Source organism: Micromonospora lupini str. Lupac 08 (genome assembly GCF_000297395.2).
GTDB classification, from domain to species: Bacteria; Actinomycetota; Actinomycetes; order Mycobacteriales; family Micromonosporaceae; genus Micromonospora; species Micromonospora lupini.
The window spans coordinates 4,394,406-4,409,645 of record NZ_HF570108.1 but is presented as its reverse complement, the minus strand read 5'-3'; the positions used below and the strand labels follow the sequence as shown (position 1 = coordinate 4,409,645).

Here is a 15,240-nt window from a genome sequence, read left to right as displayed (position 1 = left end):
CCACGGCCGTCAGCCTAGGTGCTCGCGGTCGGGGGCAGCGACCGCAGGCCGTCGCCACCGGGCACGTACGGCCAGGTAGGCGGCCAGTCCGAGCGGCCCGAGCAGGATGGTCAGCACCAGCACCGGAGCCATGACCAGCGCCGGCACCCCCCGTTCCCGGCTGTCCAGCCACGCCCACCGGCCCACGAACAGATCGAACGCGACCATGTGCGCCCAGCCGGCCGCCGCGCCGTCGGGGGTGCCGAGCAGCTCGCGTACCCCGTCCAGCGTCGGCGACGCGACGGCGGGCAGCACCGTGCCGAACGCCGGGACCACCAGCAGCGCGTAGATCACCACGACCGGCAGCACGATCAGCGGCGAGCCGATGATCCGGGCGGTCCACGACCAGCGCGGCACCAGGATCATCAGCGCCCAGAACGGCGCGGCCACCGCGAACGTCAGGGAGAACAGCGTCGCGGTCATGCCGCGAGCGCCAGTTCCGGGCGGCGTCGGCGGGCCAGGACCAGGCCGGTGGCGGTCGCCGTCGCGACCACCAGGGCCGCGACGACGGCAACCGTGAGGGCGTCCGGGCGCAGCAGCGGCTGCCCGCGCAGGGCCTGCCAGGTCAACAACACAGTGAGTACGCCGTACGCGCCGCCCGCGATGACCAGCAGCCGGACGCGGGTGCGCGCGTCGAGCCGGGTCGCGAAACGGGTCAGCAGGATCGCCAGGATCGGCAGGGCCTGCAGCGCGTGCAGCCCCACGAAGTGCCCGATCCGCAGGTCGCCGCCGGTGGTGCTCCAGCCGACCACCGGCAACCCCGGCCCACCGTCGGCCACGCCGACGCTGTGCGCCCCGGAGATACCCTCGATTCCCGGGTCCTGCATCGGCAGCGCCATCGGGACCGCCGCGAGCATGCCGAGCAGGGACAGGCCGAGCCCCCACCCGACGGCGGTCGCGGCGACCCGGTCGGGGATCCGCCGGATCAGCACGACGATCCCGATGACGAGGTGCGCGAAGAACAGCACCGTGATCGCCGCGCCCATCGCCGCGAACAGGGCGGTGTTCAACGGGGTACTGGAGTTGAAGTGGCTGGTCTGCCCGCGCAGCACCTGACCGACGAGCCACACGTTCTCCAGGACCGCCACCGCGACGATGACCAGGACGGCTCGTTCGGCGATCCGGCTACGCCGGGGCAGCAGGGAGAGCATCCAGGCGAGCGTAGCGCCGTACAGCACGAAGGACACCGCGAACTTGAACGGCTTGAGCCAGATCGGCGCCCCGGTGAGGACGCGTGGGTCGACGAGGATGCCGACCGTGGCGACGACGGCGAGCGCCGCCATCGCGCCGACGAGGAGCATGAGGGGGCGGTTCCACTGTGTCGCCCGACGCAGAACGGTAGTCATGTCTGTAGATGCTCGTGGCCGTTACCGCCTGTCGCGTCCGACCGTCGGCCCCGGTTGCGGCCCCTGGTCGGAGCGCGCCTCCTCCCTGGGTAGGAGGCGTGGATCCGGCGCGGCCCGCCGACGGTGCTGGCACAATGACCGGCCTGCCGAGCAGACCGGGAGCGACCATGACGACCAGTGCGGACCGTGTGCAGCCGAACGAGACCACAGTGCCGCTGCTGCCCTGCCCGGCGCCGGAGGAGACCCTGGCCTTCTGGCGTGCGCTCGGCTTCACGGTGCCCTACGAGCAGTTGCGGCCGTACGTGTACCTGGTCGTGCAGTTCAGCGGGTTCGCCCTGCACTACGGCCCCGCGCCGAAGGGCCTCGACCCGGCGAAGGAACAGACCGGCGGCTGCCTGGTGATGGTCGACGCGGTCGCGCCGTACCACGCCGCGTTCGCCGACGCGATGCGCCGCGCCCACGGCAAGGTGCTGGTCAAGGGCCTGCCCCGGCTGACCCGCTACCGGGCCGGGGCGTCGCGGTTCAGCGTCGTCGACCCGTCGGGCAACACCGTCGTCTTCATCCAGCGCGACGAGCCGAAGGACCTGGAGTACGGCGGGTCGAAGGACCTTGCGGGGCTGGCCCGGGTGCTCGACAACGCGCGGATCCTGCGCGAGTTCAAGATGGACGACCGGGCCGCCTACCGGGCGCTCGACTCGGGGATGCGCCGCCGCGCCGAGGACGCCCCGGCGGTCGAGCAGGCAACGGCGCTGGCCGGCCTGATCGAGCTGTCGATCGCGCTGGGGAAGTCCGATCGGGTGCCCGAGTGGGGCGCCCGGCTGCGCGCGCTGACGTTGACCGAGGAGGAGCGTACGCAGGTGCGGGCCTATGTCGCGGACCCGGTGGTCCTCGAACCGTGGTGGTCCGACCCGCGCTGACCGGCGACTACCTGCCCTGACGTGCTGAAGGGCCGGCTACGCCAAACGCCCCTGGCGGCGCGCCGCCCGGTTTGGATGGGGACGTGACTGACAACGGGCCCTCCAGTGCGCAGAAGATGTTCGGGGACGTCGCGCCCACTCTCGTCGGGTACACCGACGACGTGCTGTTCGGGCAGGTGTGGGAGCGCGCGGAGTTGTCCAAGCGCCGCGCCCTAGGTGTCCCACCGAGCGTCGAGCGGCAGGGCGAGCCGCCGTACGTCGTCCTGCCGCTCGGCCGACGCGTCCTGCTCGCGCAGCACGCGTGGCGCGTGCCGCAGCACCCACAACGACAGGGTGGGGCACCAGTCGGTCCCGTCGTGCTCGCTCCGCCAGGGGAGCGCATCATCCGACAGGTCGTACATCCAATCGTCCACCGCCACGGCGAGCCGCCTCGCCGCGGTCGGGTTGGTCAGCAGACTCTCCCAGGTGGTCAGCCATGGCGTGACCTGTACGGAGACCTCGGCGAGGAATTGCAGCGCCTCGTGGGCGGTCACCTTCGCTCCGGGCGCGACCAGGACGTGCAGCCACCACGCGTCCAGGAATGCTCGCACGGCGTCACGCTGCGCGGCGGGCCACTCCTGCCAGCGACCGCGGATGAAGTTTCGCTCCAATCCGCCGATCGGCTCCACCTGGCCGGTCACGAGCCCTCGGGTCACCTGCGGCATGATCCGGCGCAACAACGGCCCGTGGTAGATCCAGTCCCCCAACCAGTACGTGCGTTGGAGCAGGTCGTCGTCGAGGGGGACGTCCGGCGTCTTGAGCAGGGCCAACTCCTCCGCGCTGCCCCAGTGGCACTCGCAGTTGGACTCCAGCTGGTGCGCGGTCATGCCACGGAAAGCGGCGGCCACTTCCGCCAGCGCCGCCTCCAGCTGACCGTTCACGTCGATGGGATCAGGGGCCACGGGGACCGCCTTCGAGGACTCCGAGCGGGATTCCCGCCGAAGAGAGGGACTCTAGCTGGCCGCGATCCTGCCCGGCGTGAAGACCTCCACCTCCGCGCTACTTGTGGGATACGAGCACGCGGACGAGCGACTGCGGCCGCCGCCCGCGCCCTCATCAGCCGGACCGACGATCTCCTGCCCGGACGGGTCGCCGTCGCCGTGCGGGAAGGCGTCGACGGCCGTCAGCCACCGGCACCGGCAGGTGTCGACCGAAGGCCCGGACGCGCTAGCTCCGGGGCGTGGCCCGCAACGGTCGCGGGCAGCCCGAACAGGTCGAACATCGTCGGGTCGGCGAACGTCACACAGCGTCGGATCAGGCCACCCCGCACGCTGAAGAGCTGGAGCGAGTGCGCTCGGACGCCATCCGCGTCCGGGTCCGGCGCGTACGCCGCCAGCGCGGTGGTGCCGTTGGCCCGCACGGGGGCGAGGTGCCAGCCCGCGCCCCGCATGGCGAAGACGCGTTCCATGAACCGGTGGTAGTGCGTTCTGCCGGCGAGCCAGAGCGCCACCGGAGGCATCTCCAGCACCACGTCATCGGAGAGCAGGCGGGTCAGGCCGGCCAGGTCGGCCGCCTCGAACGCCGCCAGGTAGCGCTCGACCACGGCGCGTTCGTCGGGATCGGCGGGCTCGCGCAGCTCGTCGAGCACCGGCCCGGTGGCCCGCAGCGTCGCGCGGGCCCGCTGGAGGCTGCTGTTCACCGAGGCGACACTGCTGCCCAGGGCCTGCGCCACCTCAACTGCCGACAGTTGGAGCACCTCCCGCAGCACCAGCGCCGCACGCTGTCGAGCGGGCAGCAGTTGCAGCGCCGCGACCAGGGCGAGCCGCAGACCTGCGCGCTGCTGGACGGCATCGGCGGGGTCGCCGAGCCGTACGTCCGGAAACGGCTGCAACCAGGGAATGTCGAGCCGGGGGATGAGCGGTGCGGAGGGGTCACCGGCCGGGTTCAGCCCGCTCGGCAATGGCCGGCGAGCCCGTCCCGCCAACGCCGTGAGGCAGGCGTTGGTCGCGATACGGTGCAGCCAGGTCCGCAGCGACGACAGTTGCGGATCGTACCGGTCGGCGGCCCGCCAGGCGCGCAGCAGCGTCTCCTGCACCAGATCCTCGGCCTCGTCCACGGAACCGAGCATCCGGTAGCAGTGCGCCAGCAGGTCGCCTCGGTACGCCTCGTACCGGCCGTCCCGGTCCTGCGCTGTCGCGTCGGCCACGCCGGAGAGCCTATGCCGAGGCGCGGCCAGGATTCCCCCGCGTGGACCGATGAGTTCGGCGCGTGGCGTCGGTAGGTGTGCAGTACGAGCGGTCCACGGCGGGCCGCCACGGTGAGAGGAATCCAGATGGGCGACATCATCGTCATTCAGTTCTGCACGCTGGACGGCGTGGTCTCCGACCCGGACGGGCGCGGGGGCACCGGCCACGGCGGCTGGGCGTTCCGGCACGGGGCCGGGCCGGTCAGCGGCGACAAGTTCCGCCTCGGGGCCCGGATGGAGCATGGTGTCCAGCTCTACGGGCGGCGCACCTGGGAGCATTTCGCCAAGCTCTGGCCGACTCGCGACGGGGGGTATGCGACGGTGATGAACAGCGTGCCCAAGAGGGTGGCCACCACCAGCGGCATCGACGCGGCGGCGTGGCCGAACTCGGCGGCGATCGACGGCGACCCGGTCAACTGGGCCACCGACGAACGCACCCGGCGCGACGTCGTGGTGATCGGCAGCCTGAGCCTCGTCCGGGCGCTGGCGGCGGCCGACGTCGTCGACGAGTACCGGCTGATCACGTTCCCGACGATCGTCGGTGCGGGCGACCGCCTGTTCGCCTCCGGCACGCCCGCCGACTTCCGGTTCAGCGCGGTGGAGCCCGTCGAGGCAGGAGCGTTCACCGTGCTGCGGCGCGACCCCGCGCAGGAGCGTTGAGCCCGGCCACCGGGACAACAACGCCGGGCGTCAGGTGTCCCCGAGGTGCAGCGACAGCGCCACCACGGTCGAGGCCGCCAGCTCCCGATCGCGTACCTCGTGGGGCGGGACGAACACCATGGCCTGCCCCTCGCCGAGCACCACGTTCTCCTGTCGCGCGGTGGTGGTGCCACGGAACACGTGCACCGTCACCGTGTGCGGGAAGCCGGCCTCGTACGGGCGCGGACCGCTCCACAGCGGGTGCAGCTCACCGGCCGTCAGGCCGGTCTCCTCCAGCAACTCGCGGCGGGCCGCCTGCTCGGGCGACTCGCCGGGCTCGACGTGGCCGCCGGGAAGGCTCCACTGGTTGGGCGAGACGGGCGCGTGCGCGTCGCGATGCTGCATCAGCACCGCCCCGGAGGGGTCGACGAGCAGGACGAGGGCGACGTCGTAGGTGGCCACCCACGAGACCATGCCACGCTGGCTGCCGTCACCTGTGGTCGGGCGTACCCTCCGTGAATGGATGTGGAAGATCTTCCGGTGGTGGAGTTCGGGTTTCCCGGGCCGCTGCGGGACACGCTGGTGGCCGCCATCCGATCCGGCGCGAAGACCTCGACGTCCGCGCTGCTGCTCGGCTACGAGCACGCGAACGAGCCGCTGCCCGAGGTGGGTCAGCGATCCGCGGTGGTGGACTCCGACGGCCGGCGGGTGGCGGTGATCGAGGTGACCGAGGTGCGGGTCGTCCGGCTCGCCGACGTGGACCTGGAACACGCCCTGGCCGAGGGGGAGGGCGACGAGTCGGTGGCGCAGTGGCGAGCGGGGCACGAGTCGTTCTGGCACAGCGCCCAGGTACGCGCCGAGCTGGGCGACCCGGACTTCACCGTCGACGACGACACCCTGGTGGTGACCAAGCGCTTCCGGCTGCTGCACGTGGTCTGAACGGCCTCGGGGTGGCTGCCGCTGGTGTTCGTAACCTGCATCCGCCAGACTGCGCGGTATGCGTGATCGTTCTCGCCGGTGGGCGTGGGCCGGAGTGCTCGTCGTCGGGCTGATCCTCTATCTGGCGGTGCTGCGGACCCTTGTGCGCACCCAGAATCCGAACTTCGTGCCGGCGCTGATCCTGCTCGGCGCGACCCTGGCTCCCCTGACGTTCCTCACGTTCGCCCAGGCCCGTACCGGGCGCTGGCAGGTGCCGTCGTCGGTGCTGGTGACGTCGGCGTTCTTCGGCGGGGTGATCGGCACGGTGGTCGCCGGCACCCTGGAGTACGACACCCTGCGCGGCCTCGGCACCCTGCCCATGTTGTTCGTGGCCCTGATCGAGGAGTCGGCGAAGCTGATCGTCCCCGTGGTGCTGCTGTTCACGGCCCTGGCGCAGCACCGTCGCCGACTGCCGTCCGACGGCCTGGTCATCGGTGTGGCGGCCGGCATGGGCTTCGCCGCGCTGGAGACGATGGGGTACGCCTTCACCGCGTTGCTGAGCTCGCACGGCAACATCGGCGCGGTGGAGCAGACCCTGTTCATCCGCGGTCTGACCGCGCCCGCCGGGCACACCGCGTGGACCGGGCTCACCGCCGGGGCGCTGTGGGCGCTGCTGGCCAGTCCGAGCGTCGGCCGGCTGTTCGGGTTCCTCGGCACCTTCCTGGGCGTCGTCGTCCTGCACACCCTCTGGGACACGTTCTCCGGTTCGCTGGTCTTCGTCGTGCTGGCGATCGTCAGCATCGGCTGGCTGTTCTGGGAGCTGCGCCGCTACCGGACCTTCGGCGACCGCCTGGTCGTCCAGCGCCCGTCGAGCTGATCCCGGCCCGTCCACCATGCCTCCCTCGGCCAGCGAAAACTGGCCGGGGGAGGCATCGCTCTGCTGATCCCGCTGCGGCCGGGCCGGCACCTCATCTACTGTCGGACTGTTCACATTTAGTGGCTTTCGTCGGGAAGGTGCAGCGATGGGCGTGCGCCGCTGGGTCGAGCGCTGGCCGCTCTATCGCCAGCTCACCGGCACCGACCCGTTGGGTCGGGGCGCGGCGGCCAAGTCCGCCCGGTCGCTGACGCTCACCGCCCGCACCGACACCGCCGACTCGGTCGCCCGGTCCGTCTGCCCGTACTGCGCCGTGGGGTGTGGCCAGCGGGTGTACGTCGCCGACGGGCAGGTCACGCAGATCGAGGGCGACCCGGACAGTCCGATCTCGCGGGGTCGGTTGTGTCCGAAGGGCGCGGCGAGCAAGAGCCTGGTGACCAGTCCGTTGCGACAGACGACGGTCCGCTACCGGCGGCCGTACGGCACCGAGTGGGAGGATCTCGACCTCGACACGGCGATGAACATGATCGCCGACCGGGTCCTGGCCGCCCGGGACGAGACCTGGGAAGACCGGGACGACGAGGGCCGGCCGCTCAACCGGACACTGGGCATCTCCAGCCTGGGCGGGGCGACGCTGGACAACGAGGAGAACTACCTCATCAAGAAGTTGTTCACCGCGATGGGGGCGCTCCAGATCGAGAACCAGGCCCGTATTTGACACTCCGCCACCGTCCCCGGTCTGGGGACCAGCTTCGGTCGCGGCGGCGCCACCCAGTTCCAGCAGGACCTGTCGAACTCCGACATGATCGTCATTCAGGGTTCGAACATGGCCGAGGCGCATCCGGTGGGTTTCCAGTGGGTGATGGAGGCCAAGCGCCGTGGGGCGAAGGTGTTCCACGTCGACCCACGGTTCACGCGCACGAGCGCGGTGGCGGACGCGTACCTGCCGATCCGGGCGGGCACCGACATCGCCCTGCTCGGCGGCGTGATCCGCTACATCCTCGACAACGAGCTGGACTTCCGCGAGTACGTCGTGGCGTACACGAACGCCGCCACCATCGTGACCGGGGAGTACCGGGACACCGAGGACCTGCACGGGCTCTTCTCCGGCTTCACCGAGGAGAACGCCAGCTACGACCAGAGCAGCTGGCAGTACGAGGGCGCCGAGCAGAACATCCCCCCTCGGGACACCGAGACGCAGCGGGAGACGGCGGCCGGGCTGGAACACGAGTCGCACGGTGCGCCGGTGGGCGGCGACACCCAGCGCGACGAGACGTTGCAGCACCCGCGCTGCGTCTACCAGATCCTCAAGCGGCACTTCTCCCGCTACACCCCGCAGATGGTGGAGCGGGTCTGCGGCATCCCGCAGGACAAGTTCCTGGAACTGGCCCAGGCGTGGACGGCCAACTCGGGCCGGGAGCGCACGAGCATGCTCGTCTACTCGGTCGGGTGGACGCAGCACAGCGTGGGCGTGCAGTACATCCGCGCCGGGGCGATCATCCAGTTGCTGCTGGGCAACATGGGCCGGCCCGGTGGTGGCGTGATGGCGCTGCGGGGACACGCGAGCATCCAGGGCTCCACCGACGTGCCGACGCTGTTCAACCTGCTGCCCGGCTATCTGCCGATGCCGCACCACGCCGACCACCCGACGTTCGACGAGTGGGTGGACAGCATCCGGCATCCGGGGCAGAAGGGCTTCTGGGGCAACGCGCGCGCCTACGGCGTGAACCTGCTCAAGGCGTACTGGGGGGACGCCGCGACCGCGGACAACGACTACTGCTACGGCTACATGCCCCGGATGACCGGCGACCACGGCACCTACCAGCAGGTGCTCAACATGATCGACGGGAAGATCAAGGGGTACTTCCTGCTCGGGCAGAACCCGGCGGTCGGCTCGGCGCACGGGCGCGCGCAGCGCCTGGGGATGGCCAACCTGGACTGGCTTGTCGTCCGCGACCTGTTCATGATCGAGAGCGCCACGTTCTGGAAGCGCGCCCCGGAGATCGAGACGGGCGAGATCGTGCCGGAGGAGTGTCGTACCGAGGTGTTCTTCCTGCCCGCCGCCTCGCACGTGGAGAAGGAGGGCTCCTTCACCCAGACGCAGCGGCTGTTGCAGTGGCGGGAGAAGGCCGTCGAGCCGCCAGGCGACGCCCGCTCGGAGCTGTGGTTCTTCTACCACCTCGGCCGGATCATCAGGGAACGGCTGGCCCGCTCGACCCGCGCTCGTGACCGGGCGCTGCTCGACCTCGCCTGGAACTACCCCACGCACGGTCCGCACGCCGAGCCGAGCGCCGAGTCGGTGCTCTACGAGATCAACGGGTACGACGTGGCCAGCGGCCGACCGCTGTCGAGCTACACCGAGATGAAGGACGACGGCACCACCGCCGGCGGCTGCTGGATCTACACCGGCGTGTACGCCGACGGCGTCAACCAGGCCGCCCGCCGCAAGCCCGGCTCGGAGCAGTCCCTGGTGGCGCTCGAGTGGGGTTGGGCGTGGCCGTCCAACCGGCGGATCCTCTACAACCGTGCCTCGGCCGACCCGGACGGCAGGCCGTGGAGCGAGCGCAAGAAGTACGTGTGGTGGGACGCGGAGAAGGCCGAGTGGACCGGCTACGACGTGCCGGACTTCGAGAAGAACAAGGCGCCCTCGTACCGGCCGCCGCCGAACTCCTCGGGCGTGGCGGGCATCGCGGGCGACGACCCGTTCATCCTCCAGGGCGACGGGAAGGGCTGGCTGTACGCGCCCAGCGGCGTGCTGGACGGGCCGCTGCCGACGCACTACGAGCCGGTGGAGTCGCCGGTGCGCAACCCGCTCTACCGGCAGCAGGCCAACCCGGCCCGCAAGGTCTACACCCACCCGGTCAACACGTTGAATCCGAGCCCGCCGCAGGAGCACAGCGACGTCTTCCCGTACGTGTTCACGGTCAGCCGGCTCACCGAGCACCACACTGCCGGCGCGATGAGCCGCAACGTGTCGCCGCTGGCCGAGTTGCAGCCCGAGATGTTCGTCGAGGTGTCGCCGGAGTTGGCCGCCCTGCGCGGGTTGAGTCACCTGGGCTGGGCCCACCTGGTCACCAGCCGCGCGGCCGTCCAGGCGAAGGTGCTGGTGACCGACCGCGTCACGCCGCTGCGCGTGGACGGCCGGATCATCCACCAGGTCTGGCTGCCGTACCACTTCGGCTACGAGGGCCTGGTGACCGGCGACTCGGCCAACGACCTGTTCGGCATCACCCTCGACCCCAACGTCCTGATTCAGGAGAGCAAGGTCGGCACGTGCGACGTCCGGCCCGGACGACGCCCCCGAGGACAGGACCTGTTGGACCTCGTCGTCGACTACCGGCGGCGGTCGGGGGACCTCGTCCACCGCTATCCACCGATGGTCACGACCGACGTCGCCGACAGCAGCAGCGACCAGGAGGCCTGACCGATGCCCCACGCCAACGCCCTGTACGGTCCGCTGGATCCCGCACCGGACGCCGGCTACGAGAACCCACCGCCGAGGATGGGGTTCTTCACCGACACCAGCGTCTGCATCGGCTGCAAAGCGTGCGAGGTGGCCTGCAAGGAGTGGAACGGCGTCCCCGAGAGTGGGCTCGACCTGCTGGGCATGTCGTACGACAACACGGGCGCGCTGACCGCCAACTCGTGGCGGCACGTCGCGTTCGTGGAGCAGCCCCGCTCGGTCGGCTGGGCGACCCCGGCGTTTCAGGAGCAACCCGACGGGCCATCGGTCAGCCCGCTCACGGCGGCCGTCGGCGCGCGTACCGGCACCGACACCGGAACCGATCCGGGCCTTACGCCCGGCTCGCCCGGTGCGGCGGCCCGCATGTCGGGTGGCCCGGAGTTCCTGGGGATGCCGGGCGGGCAACCGCCGGGGAGAGGTTCGGGAGCGGAGGGGCGGACGGACTTCCGCTGGTTGATGATGTCGGACGTGTGCAAACACTGCACCCACGCGGCCTGCCTGGACGTCTGCCCGACAGGGTCCCTGTTCCGGACGGAGTTCGGCACCGTGGTGGTGCAGGAGGACATCTGCAATGGCTGCGGCTACTGCATCTCCGCCTGCCCGTACGGCGTCATCGATCAGCGCAAGGACGACGGTCGGGCCTGGAAGTGCACGCTGTGCTACGACCGGCTCGGGGCGGGGATGACCCCGGCGTGTGCGCAGGCGTGTCCGACGGAGTCGATCCAGTACGGCGAACTGGACGAGTTGCGGGAGCGGGCCGCCGCGCGGGTGGCGAAGCTGCACGAGCATGGAGTGCCGGAGGCGCGGTTGTACGGGCACGACCCGAACGACGGCGTCGGTGGTGACGGGGCGTTCTTCCTGCTGCTGGACGAGCCCGAGGTGTACGGCCTACCACCGGACCCGATCGTGACCACCCGCGACCTGCCGGCCATGTGGAAGCGTGCCGGCCTCGCCGCGCTGACGATGGCTGTCGCCACGGCTGTCGCGTTCCTGGGCGGGCGGCCATGACAGACGCGACGCCACCCCACGAGCCGGTCGGCGCCCGGTTCCGCGAGTTCCAGGACGGCGTCGACCAGCCCGACGGGAAGCGCCGGGGTCGCGGCGACGGCGGCGAGCAGCTCACGGTGCCACCGGCCGACTTCGCCTCCTACTACGGCCGTCCGATCCTCAAAGCGCCGGTGTGGAAGTACGACATCGCCGGCTACCTGTTCGCCGGAGGCCTCGCCGCCGGGAGCGCGCTGATCGGCGCGGGCGCCCAACTGACCGGACGACCCGGCCTGCGCAAGGTGGGCCGTTGGACGGCCCTCGGCGGCGTCGCCGCCAGCACGTACCTGCTGGTGCACGACCTCGGCCGGCCGGCCCGGTTCCATCACATGCTCCGGGTGGCCAAGGTGACCTCGCCGATGTCGGTCGGCACCTGGATCCTCGCCGCGTTCGGACCGCTGGCCGGCGTGGCCGCGGTCGCCGAGCTCGCGCCGCTGCTCCCGCAGCACGGTGTGCTCGGCCTCGCCCGTCGGATCGCACCGCCCGTCGGCAATATCGCCGGCCTGGCCGCCGCGGCCACCGCGCCGGCGCTGGCGACGTACACCGGGGTGCTGCTCGCGGACACGGCCGTGCCGTCCTGGCACGACGCCTACCCGTCGTTGCCGTTCGTCTTCGCCGGCAGCGCGCTCGCGGCCGCGTCCGGGGTCGGCCTGATCGCGGCACCGGCCACGGAGACCGCCCCACTGCGACGACTCGCCCTGGCCGGCGCGGCCGTCGAATTTGTTGGAGGGCACCAGCTGGAGCGGCAGGGCCTCACCAGCGAGCCCTACACGCACGGCCGCAGCGGCCGGCTGGTCAAGGCGGGCCGCGCCCTGCTCGCCGTGGGTACTGCCGCGGCGCTGGTCAGCCGACGCAGCCGGGTCCTGTCGACGATCTCCGGCGTCGCCCTCGTGGCATCGTCGGTCGCCACCCGGTTCGGCGTCTTCGAGGCGGGGCGGGTGTCGGCACTCGATCCGAAGTACACGGTCGTGCCACAACGGGAGCGGCTCGCCGAGAACCGGTCGACCGCCCCGCTCTGAGCGGATCGGCGAAACGGAAGGCGCCCCTTCACGGTGGGCGCCTTCCGTTTGCGAGCACTCGGCCCGGCCACGACGACCGGTCGTCGCGTCAGCCGGTGAACAGCTTCGCGGCGGTGATGGCGGTCTGGACGATCCCGTAGCCGAGCAGCGCCGCGACGAGCAACCAGGACAACCAGAGCCGCCCGGTCTGGCCGCCGACGTGCTCGGGCACCGGCGGCCTGCTCTGCGGGCCGAGCGCGACCGGCTCGGTCACGCTGGCGCGCGCCACGGGCGAGGTCGAACCCCGGTCCGGCTCGTGGAACCGGTCGGGAACGGCGCGGACCAGCAGGTTGGCGACGAAACCGATGGCGAGGACACCGACCATGGTGAACAGCGCGGGACGGTACGCCGAGGCGGTGAGCGTGCCGGGCTTGCCCTGCGTGTCGAGGATGCGGTTGACGATCAACGGCCCGGCGACACCCGCCGCCGACCAGGCCGTCAGCAGCCGGCCGTGGATCGCGCCGACCTGGAAGGTGCCGAAGAGGTCCCGCAGGTACGCGGGCATGGTGGCGAAGCCGCCGCCGTAGAAGGAGATGATCAGCGCGGCGATCAGCACGAAGACGGCTGTCGCGGCGTGCCCGGCGACGGCGAGCAGGGCGTAGAGCACCATGCCGACGCCCAGGTAGATCAGGTAGATGGGCTTGCGGCCGATGAGGTCCGACGTCGTCGACCAGACGAACCGGCCGGCCATGTTGAACAGCGACAGCACACCCACGAAGCCGGCCGCGGCCGACACCGAGACGGCTGTGGAACCGTTGTCCCGGAAGAAGTCCTGGATCATCGGGCTGGCCTGCTCCAGGATGCCGATACCCGCCGTGACGTTGCAGAACAGCACGATCCACAGCAGCCAGAACGAACGGGTCCGCACGGCGTTGGACGCGGACACACTCGCCCTCGTCACCAGCGACCGGGTGGCGACGCGAGCGGGGTCGAACCCGGCGGGCCGCCAGTCCGGTGGAGGAACCCGGACGTTGAACGGGCCGAACATCATGATCACGAAGTAGCCGATGCCGAACGTGACGAAGAGCCCCACCAGCGCGGAACCCGACGCCACCGCGGCGGGGTTGGCCGGGTTGTAGTCGGAGTCGTAGAGCGACAGCAACTGACGCGCCAGCGGACCGGCGACCAGGGCGCCACCGCCGAATCCCATGATCGCCAGACCGGTGGCGAGACCCGGCCGGTCCGGGAACCACTTGATCAGCGTGGAGACGGGCGAGATGTAGCCGATGCCCAGCCCGATGCCGCCGATGACGCCGTAGCCGAGGTAGAGCAGCCAGAGTTGCTGGGTCGCGATGCCGAGCGCGCCGACCAGGAAACCGGTGGCCCAGAAGCAGGCCGAGACGAACATGGCCCGGCGGGGGCCGTTGCGCTCCACCCACCTGCCACCCACCGCCGCCGACGAACCAAGCATGACGATGGCGATGCTGAAGATCGCCCCGATCGCCGTCTGACTGGTGTCGAAGTGCGCGATGAGGGAGTTCTTGTAGACGCTCGTCGCGTAGACCTGGCCGATGCAGACGTGCACGGCCAGCGCCGCGGTCGGGATGAGCCAGCGGCTGTATCCCGGGGGCGCGACGGTGTGCCGAGGGTCGAATACCGACAGCATGGGCTCCGCACCTCCTGCGGCTGAGTGGGCAGGCCGGCGGCGCGCAGCTGTCCGGAGCCCGCGTACCGTCGCATCGCCCCCGGGGCGGAATCCGCGCATGCCCGGAGGGCACCGGGTCGGGGAATCGCACCGGACTCCCGGCGGATGACCGGGCGGCTTCCGCCGCCACCTGGCGGCCCGACGCACGTCCGGCGTTCGCCGTTGATCGGCTGTGTCTCACGTTACGTGGTCGCCGGTCCACGGCTTGCGGTTACGGGAAAACAGGCGGGCGTGCTGAGGAACTGCCCACATCAGGCAGCCGTCAGGCACGCCCGATCCGCGGCTCCTGCCGGCCGGTGAGGCGCAGCCCGACACCGCGTACGGCCTCGATCGTGGCACCGGCGTCGAGGTCCCGCAACTTGCGCCGCAGTCGCTTCACCAGGGACTGCACGTCCGCCCTGCGCTCGCGCCCCTCGTCGTGCCAGACCGAGCGGTGCAGCTCGGCGTAGCTCCAGGTCCGGACCGGCTCGGTGATCAGACAGGTCAGCAGGTCGTGTTCCAGGCGGGTCAGGTCGACCTCACGGGCCCCGTACCGTGCGGTGGACCGGGCCGAGTCGATGACCAGGGCCGGGTCCGGCTCGGTGGTCGGCGTCGGGCTCGGCGGTGGCTCGCCGGGCGGCCCGGCTCGCTGCCGCGGAACCGAGATCAGTCGGCGCAGCTCGTCGAGGTCGGCCACCAGCAGCAGAGGCGCGATGCCGTCGAGACGCTCCGCGAGCCGGATGCGCTCGGCCGGCGACGGCGTCACCGCGATCAGCAACGGAAACGGTTCGTCGGCCGGATCAGCCCCGCCCAACACCGTTTCGTCGTCCTCGGCCACCACACCGCCCGGGATCGATGGGAATCCCTGCCCGGCTATCGTCATGGTCCTGACAATGATTGGCAAGCGCGCCGCCAGCAGGGCAACCGTTAGCGACAAGATGCTCACGGCAAGTTCTTGATCGTCCGTTCCTCTCGATCATAGTGTCCACTCGGGCAACCGGCGTGACCCGCGCGGTGCATGGGGAGGCATGAGGGGTCCAGTCGCTCGGTTCCATCGAGTTGGATCTCTGGCACTTCTCACCATGGCCCACTAC

General features: G+C 71.1%; 13 protein-coding genes and 1 pseudogene. 7 read left to right on the top strand and 7 right to left on the bottom strand.

What is annotated here, in order from left to right:
* Window positions 1-9 precede the first annotated feature (9 nt).
* Window positions 10-462, bottom strand: a complete 453-nt coding sequence (locus MILUP08_RS21335; protein WP_007461439.1) for an ABA4-like family protein — start codon at window positions 460-462, stop codon at window positions 10-12.
* Window positions 459-1,385 (bottom strand): hypothetical protein, encoded by a 927-nt coding sequence (locus tag MILUP08_RS21330; RefSeq protein WP_007461437.1) that lies wholly within the window; start codon window positions 1,383-1,385, stop codon window positions 459-461. Before MILUP08_RS21330 ends, MILUP08_RS21335 begins: the two co-directional genes overlap by 4 nt.
* Before the next feature lie 167 nt (window positions 1,386-1,552).
* Between MILUP08_RS21330 and MILUP08_RS21325 the strand changes: the two genes are divergently transcribed.
* Window positions 1,553-2,302, top strand: a complete 750-nt coding sequence (locus tag MILUP08_RS21325) for a VOC family protein (protein WP_007461435.1) — start codon at window positions 1,553-1,555, stop codon at window positions 2,300-2,302.
* A 212-nt stretch (window positions 2,303-2,514) separates the two neighbouring features.
* Here MILUP08_RS21325 and MILUP08_RS21320 read toward each other — a convergent pair whose 3' ends face one another.
* Both MILUP08_RS21320 and MILUP08_RS21315 read right to left on the bottom strand, forming a co-directional pair.
* On the bottom strand, window positions 2,515-3,243 hold the full coding sequence (locus MILUP08_RS21320) for a hypothetical protein (RefSeq protein WP_007461433.1): 729 nt from the start codon (window positions 3,241-3,243) through the stop codon (window positions 2,515-2,517).
* 221 nt (window positions 3,244-3,464) lie between these two features.
* Window positions 3,465-4,487 (bottom strand): RNA polymerase subunit sigma-70, encoded by a 1,023-nt coding sequence (locus MILUP08_RS21315; RefSeq protein ID WP_007461432.1) that lies wholly within the window; start codon window positions 4,485-4,487, stop codon window positions 3,465-3,467.
* A 126-nt stretch (window positions 4,488-4,613) separates the two neighbouring features.
* Between MILUP08_RS21315 and MILUP08_RS21310 the strand changes: the two genes are divergently transcribed.
* Window positions 4,614-5,186 carry a dihydrofolate reductase family protein gene (locus tag MILUP08_RS21310; protein ID WP_007461430.1) on the top strand — a complete coding sequence of 191 codons (573 nt, stop codon included), beginning with the start codon at window positions 4,614-4,616 and terminating at the stop codon, window positions 5,184-5,186.
* Window positions 5,187-5,216: 30 nt separating this feature from the next.
* Here MILUP08_RS21310 and MILUP08_RS21305 read toward each other — a convergent pair whose 3' ends face one another.
* Complete coding sequence (locus MILUP08_RS21305) at window positions 5,217-5,627, bottom strand: NUDIX hydrolase (protein WP_039908500.1); 411 nt, start codon at window positions 5,625-5,627, stop codon at window positions 5,217-5,219.
* Window positions 5,628-5,684: 57 nt separating this feature from the next.
* Here MILUP08_RS21305 and MILUP08_RS21300 point away from each other — a divergent pair, with 57 nt between their 5' ends.
* From MILUP08_RS21300 to nrfD, 5 genes and pseudogenes are all read left to right on the top strand, one after another.
* Window positions 5,685-6,104: an ASCH domain-containing protein gene (locus MILUP08_RS21300; protein WP_051065771.1), complete on the top strand. Its 420-nt coding sequence runs from the start codon at window positions 5,685-5,687 to the stop codon at window positions 6,102-6,104.
* Between the two features lie 58 nt (window positions 6,105-6,162).
* On the top strand, window positions 6,163-6,960 hold the full coding sequence (locus tag MILUP08_RS21295) for a PrsW family intramembrane metalloprotease (RefSeq protein WP_039906386.1): 798 nt from the start codon (window positions 6,163-6,165) through the stop codon (window positions 6,958-6,960).
* A 145-nt stretch (window positions 6,961-7,105) separates the two neighbouring features.
* A pseudogene (fdh, locus tag MILUP08_RS21285) lies at window positions 7,106-10,354 on the top strand (formate dehydrogenase); the annotation flags it as partial.
* A 30-nt stretch (window positions 10,355-10,384) separates the two neighbouring features.
* Entirely contained in the window at window positions 10,385-11,428 is a 1,044-nt protein-coding gene (locus MILUP08_RS21280; protein ID WP_007461419.1) for a 4Fe-4S dicluster domain-containing protein, read from the top strand.
* A complete protein-coding gene (gene nrfD, locus MILUP08_RS21275; protein ID WP_007461417.1) occupies window positions 11,425-12,483 on the top strand; it encodes an NrfD/PsrC family molybdoenzyme membrane anchor subunit in 1,059 nt (352 codons plus the stop codon). The genes MILUP08_RS21280 and nrfD overlap by 4 nt, the downstream gene beginning before the upstream one ends.
* Before the next feature lie 88 nt (window positions 12,484-12,571).
* Here the strand turns inward: nrfD and MILUP08_RS21270 are convergent, their stop codons facing one another.
* Window positions 12,572-14,128, bottom strand: coding sequence for an OFA family MFS transporter (locus tag MILUP08_RS21270; RefSeq protein WP_007461415.1), 1,557 nt, complete (start codon window positions 14,126-14,128; stop codon window positions 12,572-12,574).
* A 301-nt stretch (window positions 14,129-14,429) separates the two neighbouring features.
* On the bottom strand, window positions 14,430-15,029 hold the full coding sequence (locus tag MILUP08_RS21265) for a winged helix-turn-helix domain-containing protein (RefSeq protein WP_083915888.1): 600 nt from the start codon (window positions 15,027-15,029) through the stop codon (window positions 14,430-14,432).
* Window positions 15,030-15,240: the final 211 nt, after the last annotated feature.

What these genes read in the sequence shown, in the direction of transcription:
- MILUP08_RS21335 (WP_007461439.1), bottom strand. Translation starts at nt 462, where the DNA reads ATGACCGCGACGCTGTTCTCCCTGACGTTCGCGGTGGCCGCGCCGTTC.
- MILUP08_RS21330 (WP_007461437.1), bottom strand. Translation starts at nt 1,385, where the DNA reads ATGACTACCGTTCTGCGTCGGGCGACACAGTGGAACCGCCCCCTCATG.
- MILUP08_RS21325 (WP_007461435.1), top strand. Translation starts at nt 1,553, where the DNA reads ATGACGACCAGTGCGGACCGTGTGCAGCCGAACGAGACCACAGTGCCG.
- MILUP08_RS21310 (WP_007461430.1), top strand. Translation starts at nt 4,614, where the DNA reads ATGGGCGACATCATCGTCATTCAGTTCTGCACGCTGGACGGCGTGGTC.
- MILUP08_RS21300 (WP_051065771.1), top strand. Translation starts at nt 5,685, where the DNA reads ATGGATGTGGAAGATCTTCCGGTGGTGGAGTTCGGGTTTCCCGGGCCG.
- MILUP08_RS21295 (WP_039906386.1), top strand. Translation starts at nt 6,163, where the DNA reads ATGCGTGATCGTTCTCGCCGGTGGGCGTGGGCCGGAGTGCTCGTCGTC.
- MILUP08_RS21280 (WP_007461419.1), top strand. Translation starts at nt 10,385, where the DNA reads ATGCCCCACGCCAACGCCCTGTACGGTCCGCTGGATCCCGCACCGGAC.
- nrfD (WP_007461417.1), top strand. Translation starts at nt 11,425, where the DNA reads ATGACAGACGCGACGCCACCCCACGAGCCGGTCGGCGCCCGGTTCCGC.
- MILUP08_RS21270 (WP_007461415.1), bottom strand. Translation starts at nt 14,128, where the DNA reads ATGCTGTCGGTATTCGACCCTCGGCACACCGTCGCGCCCCCGGGATAC.
- MILUP08_RS21265 (WP_083915888.1), bottom strand. Translation starts at nt 15,029, where the DNA reads ATGACGATAGCCGGGCAGGGATTCCCATCGATCCCGGGCGGTGTGGTG.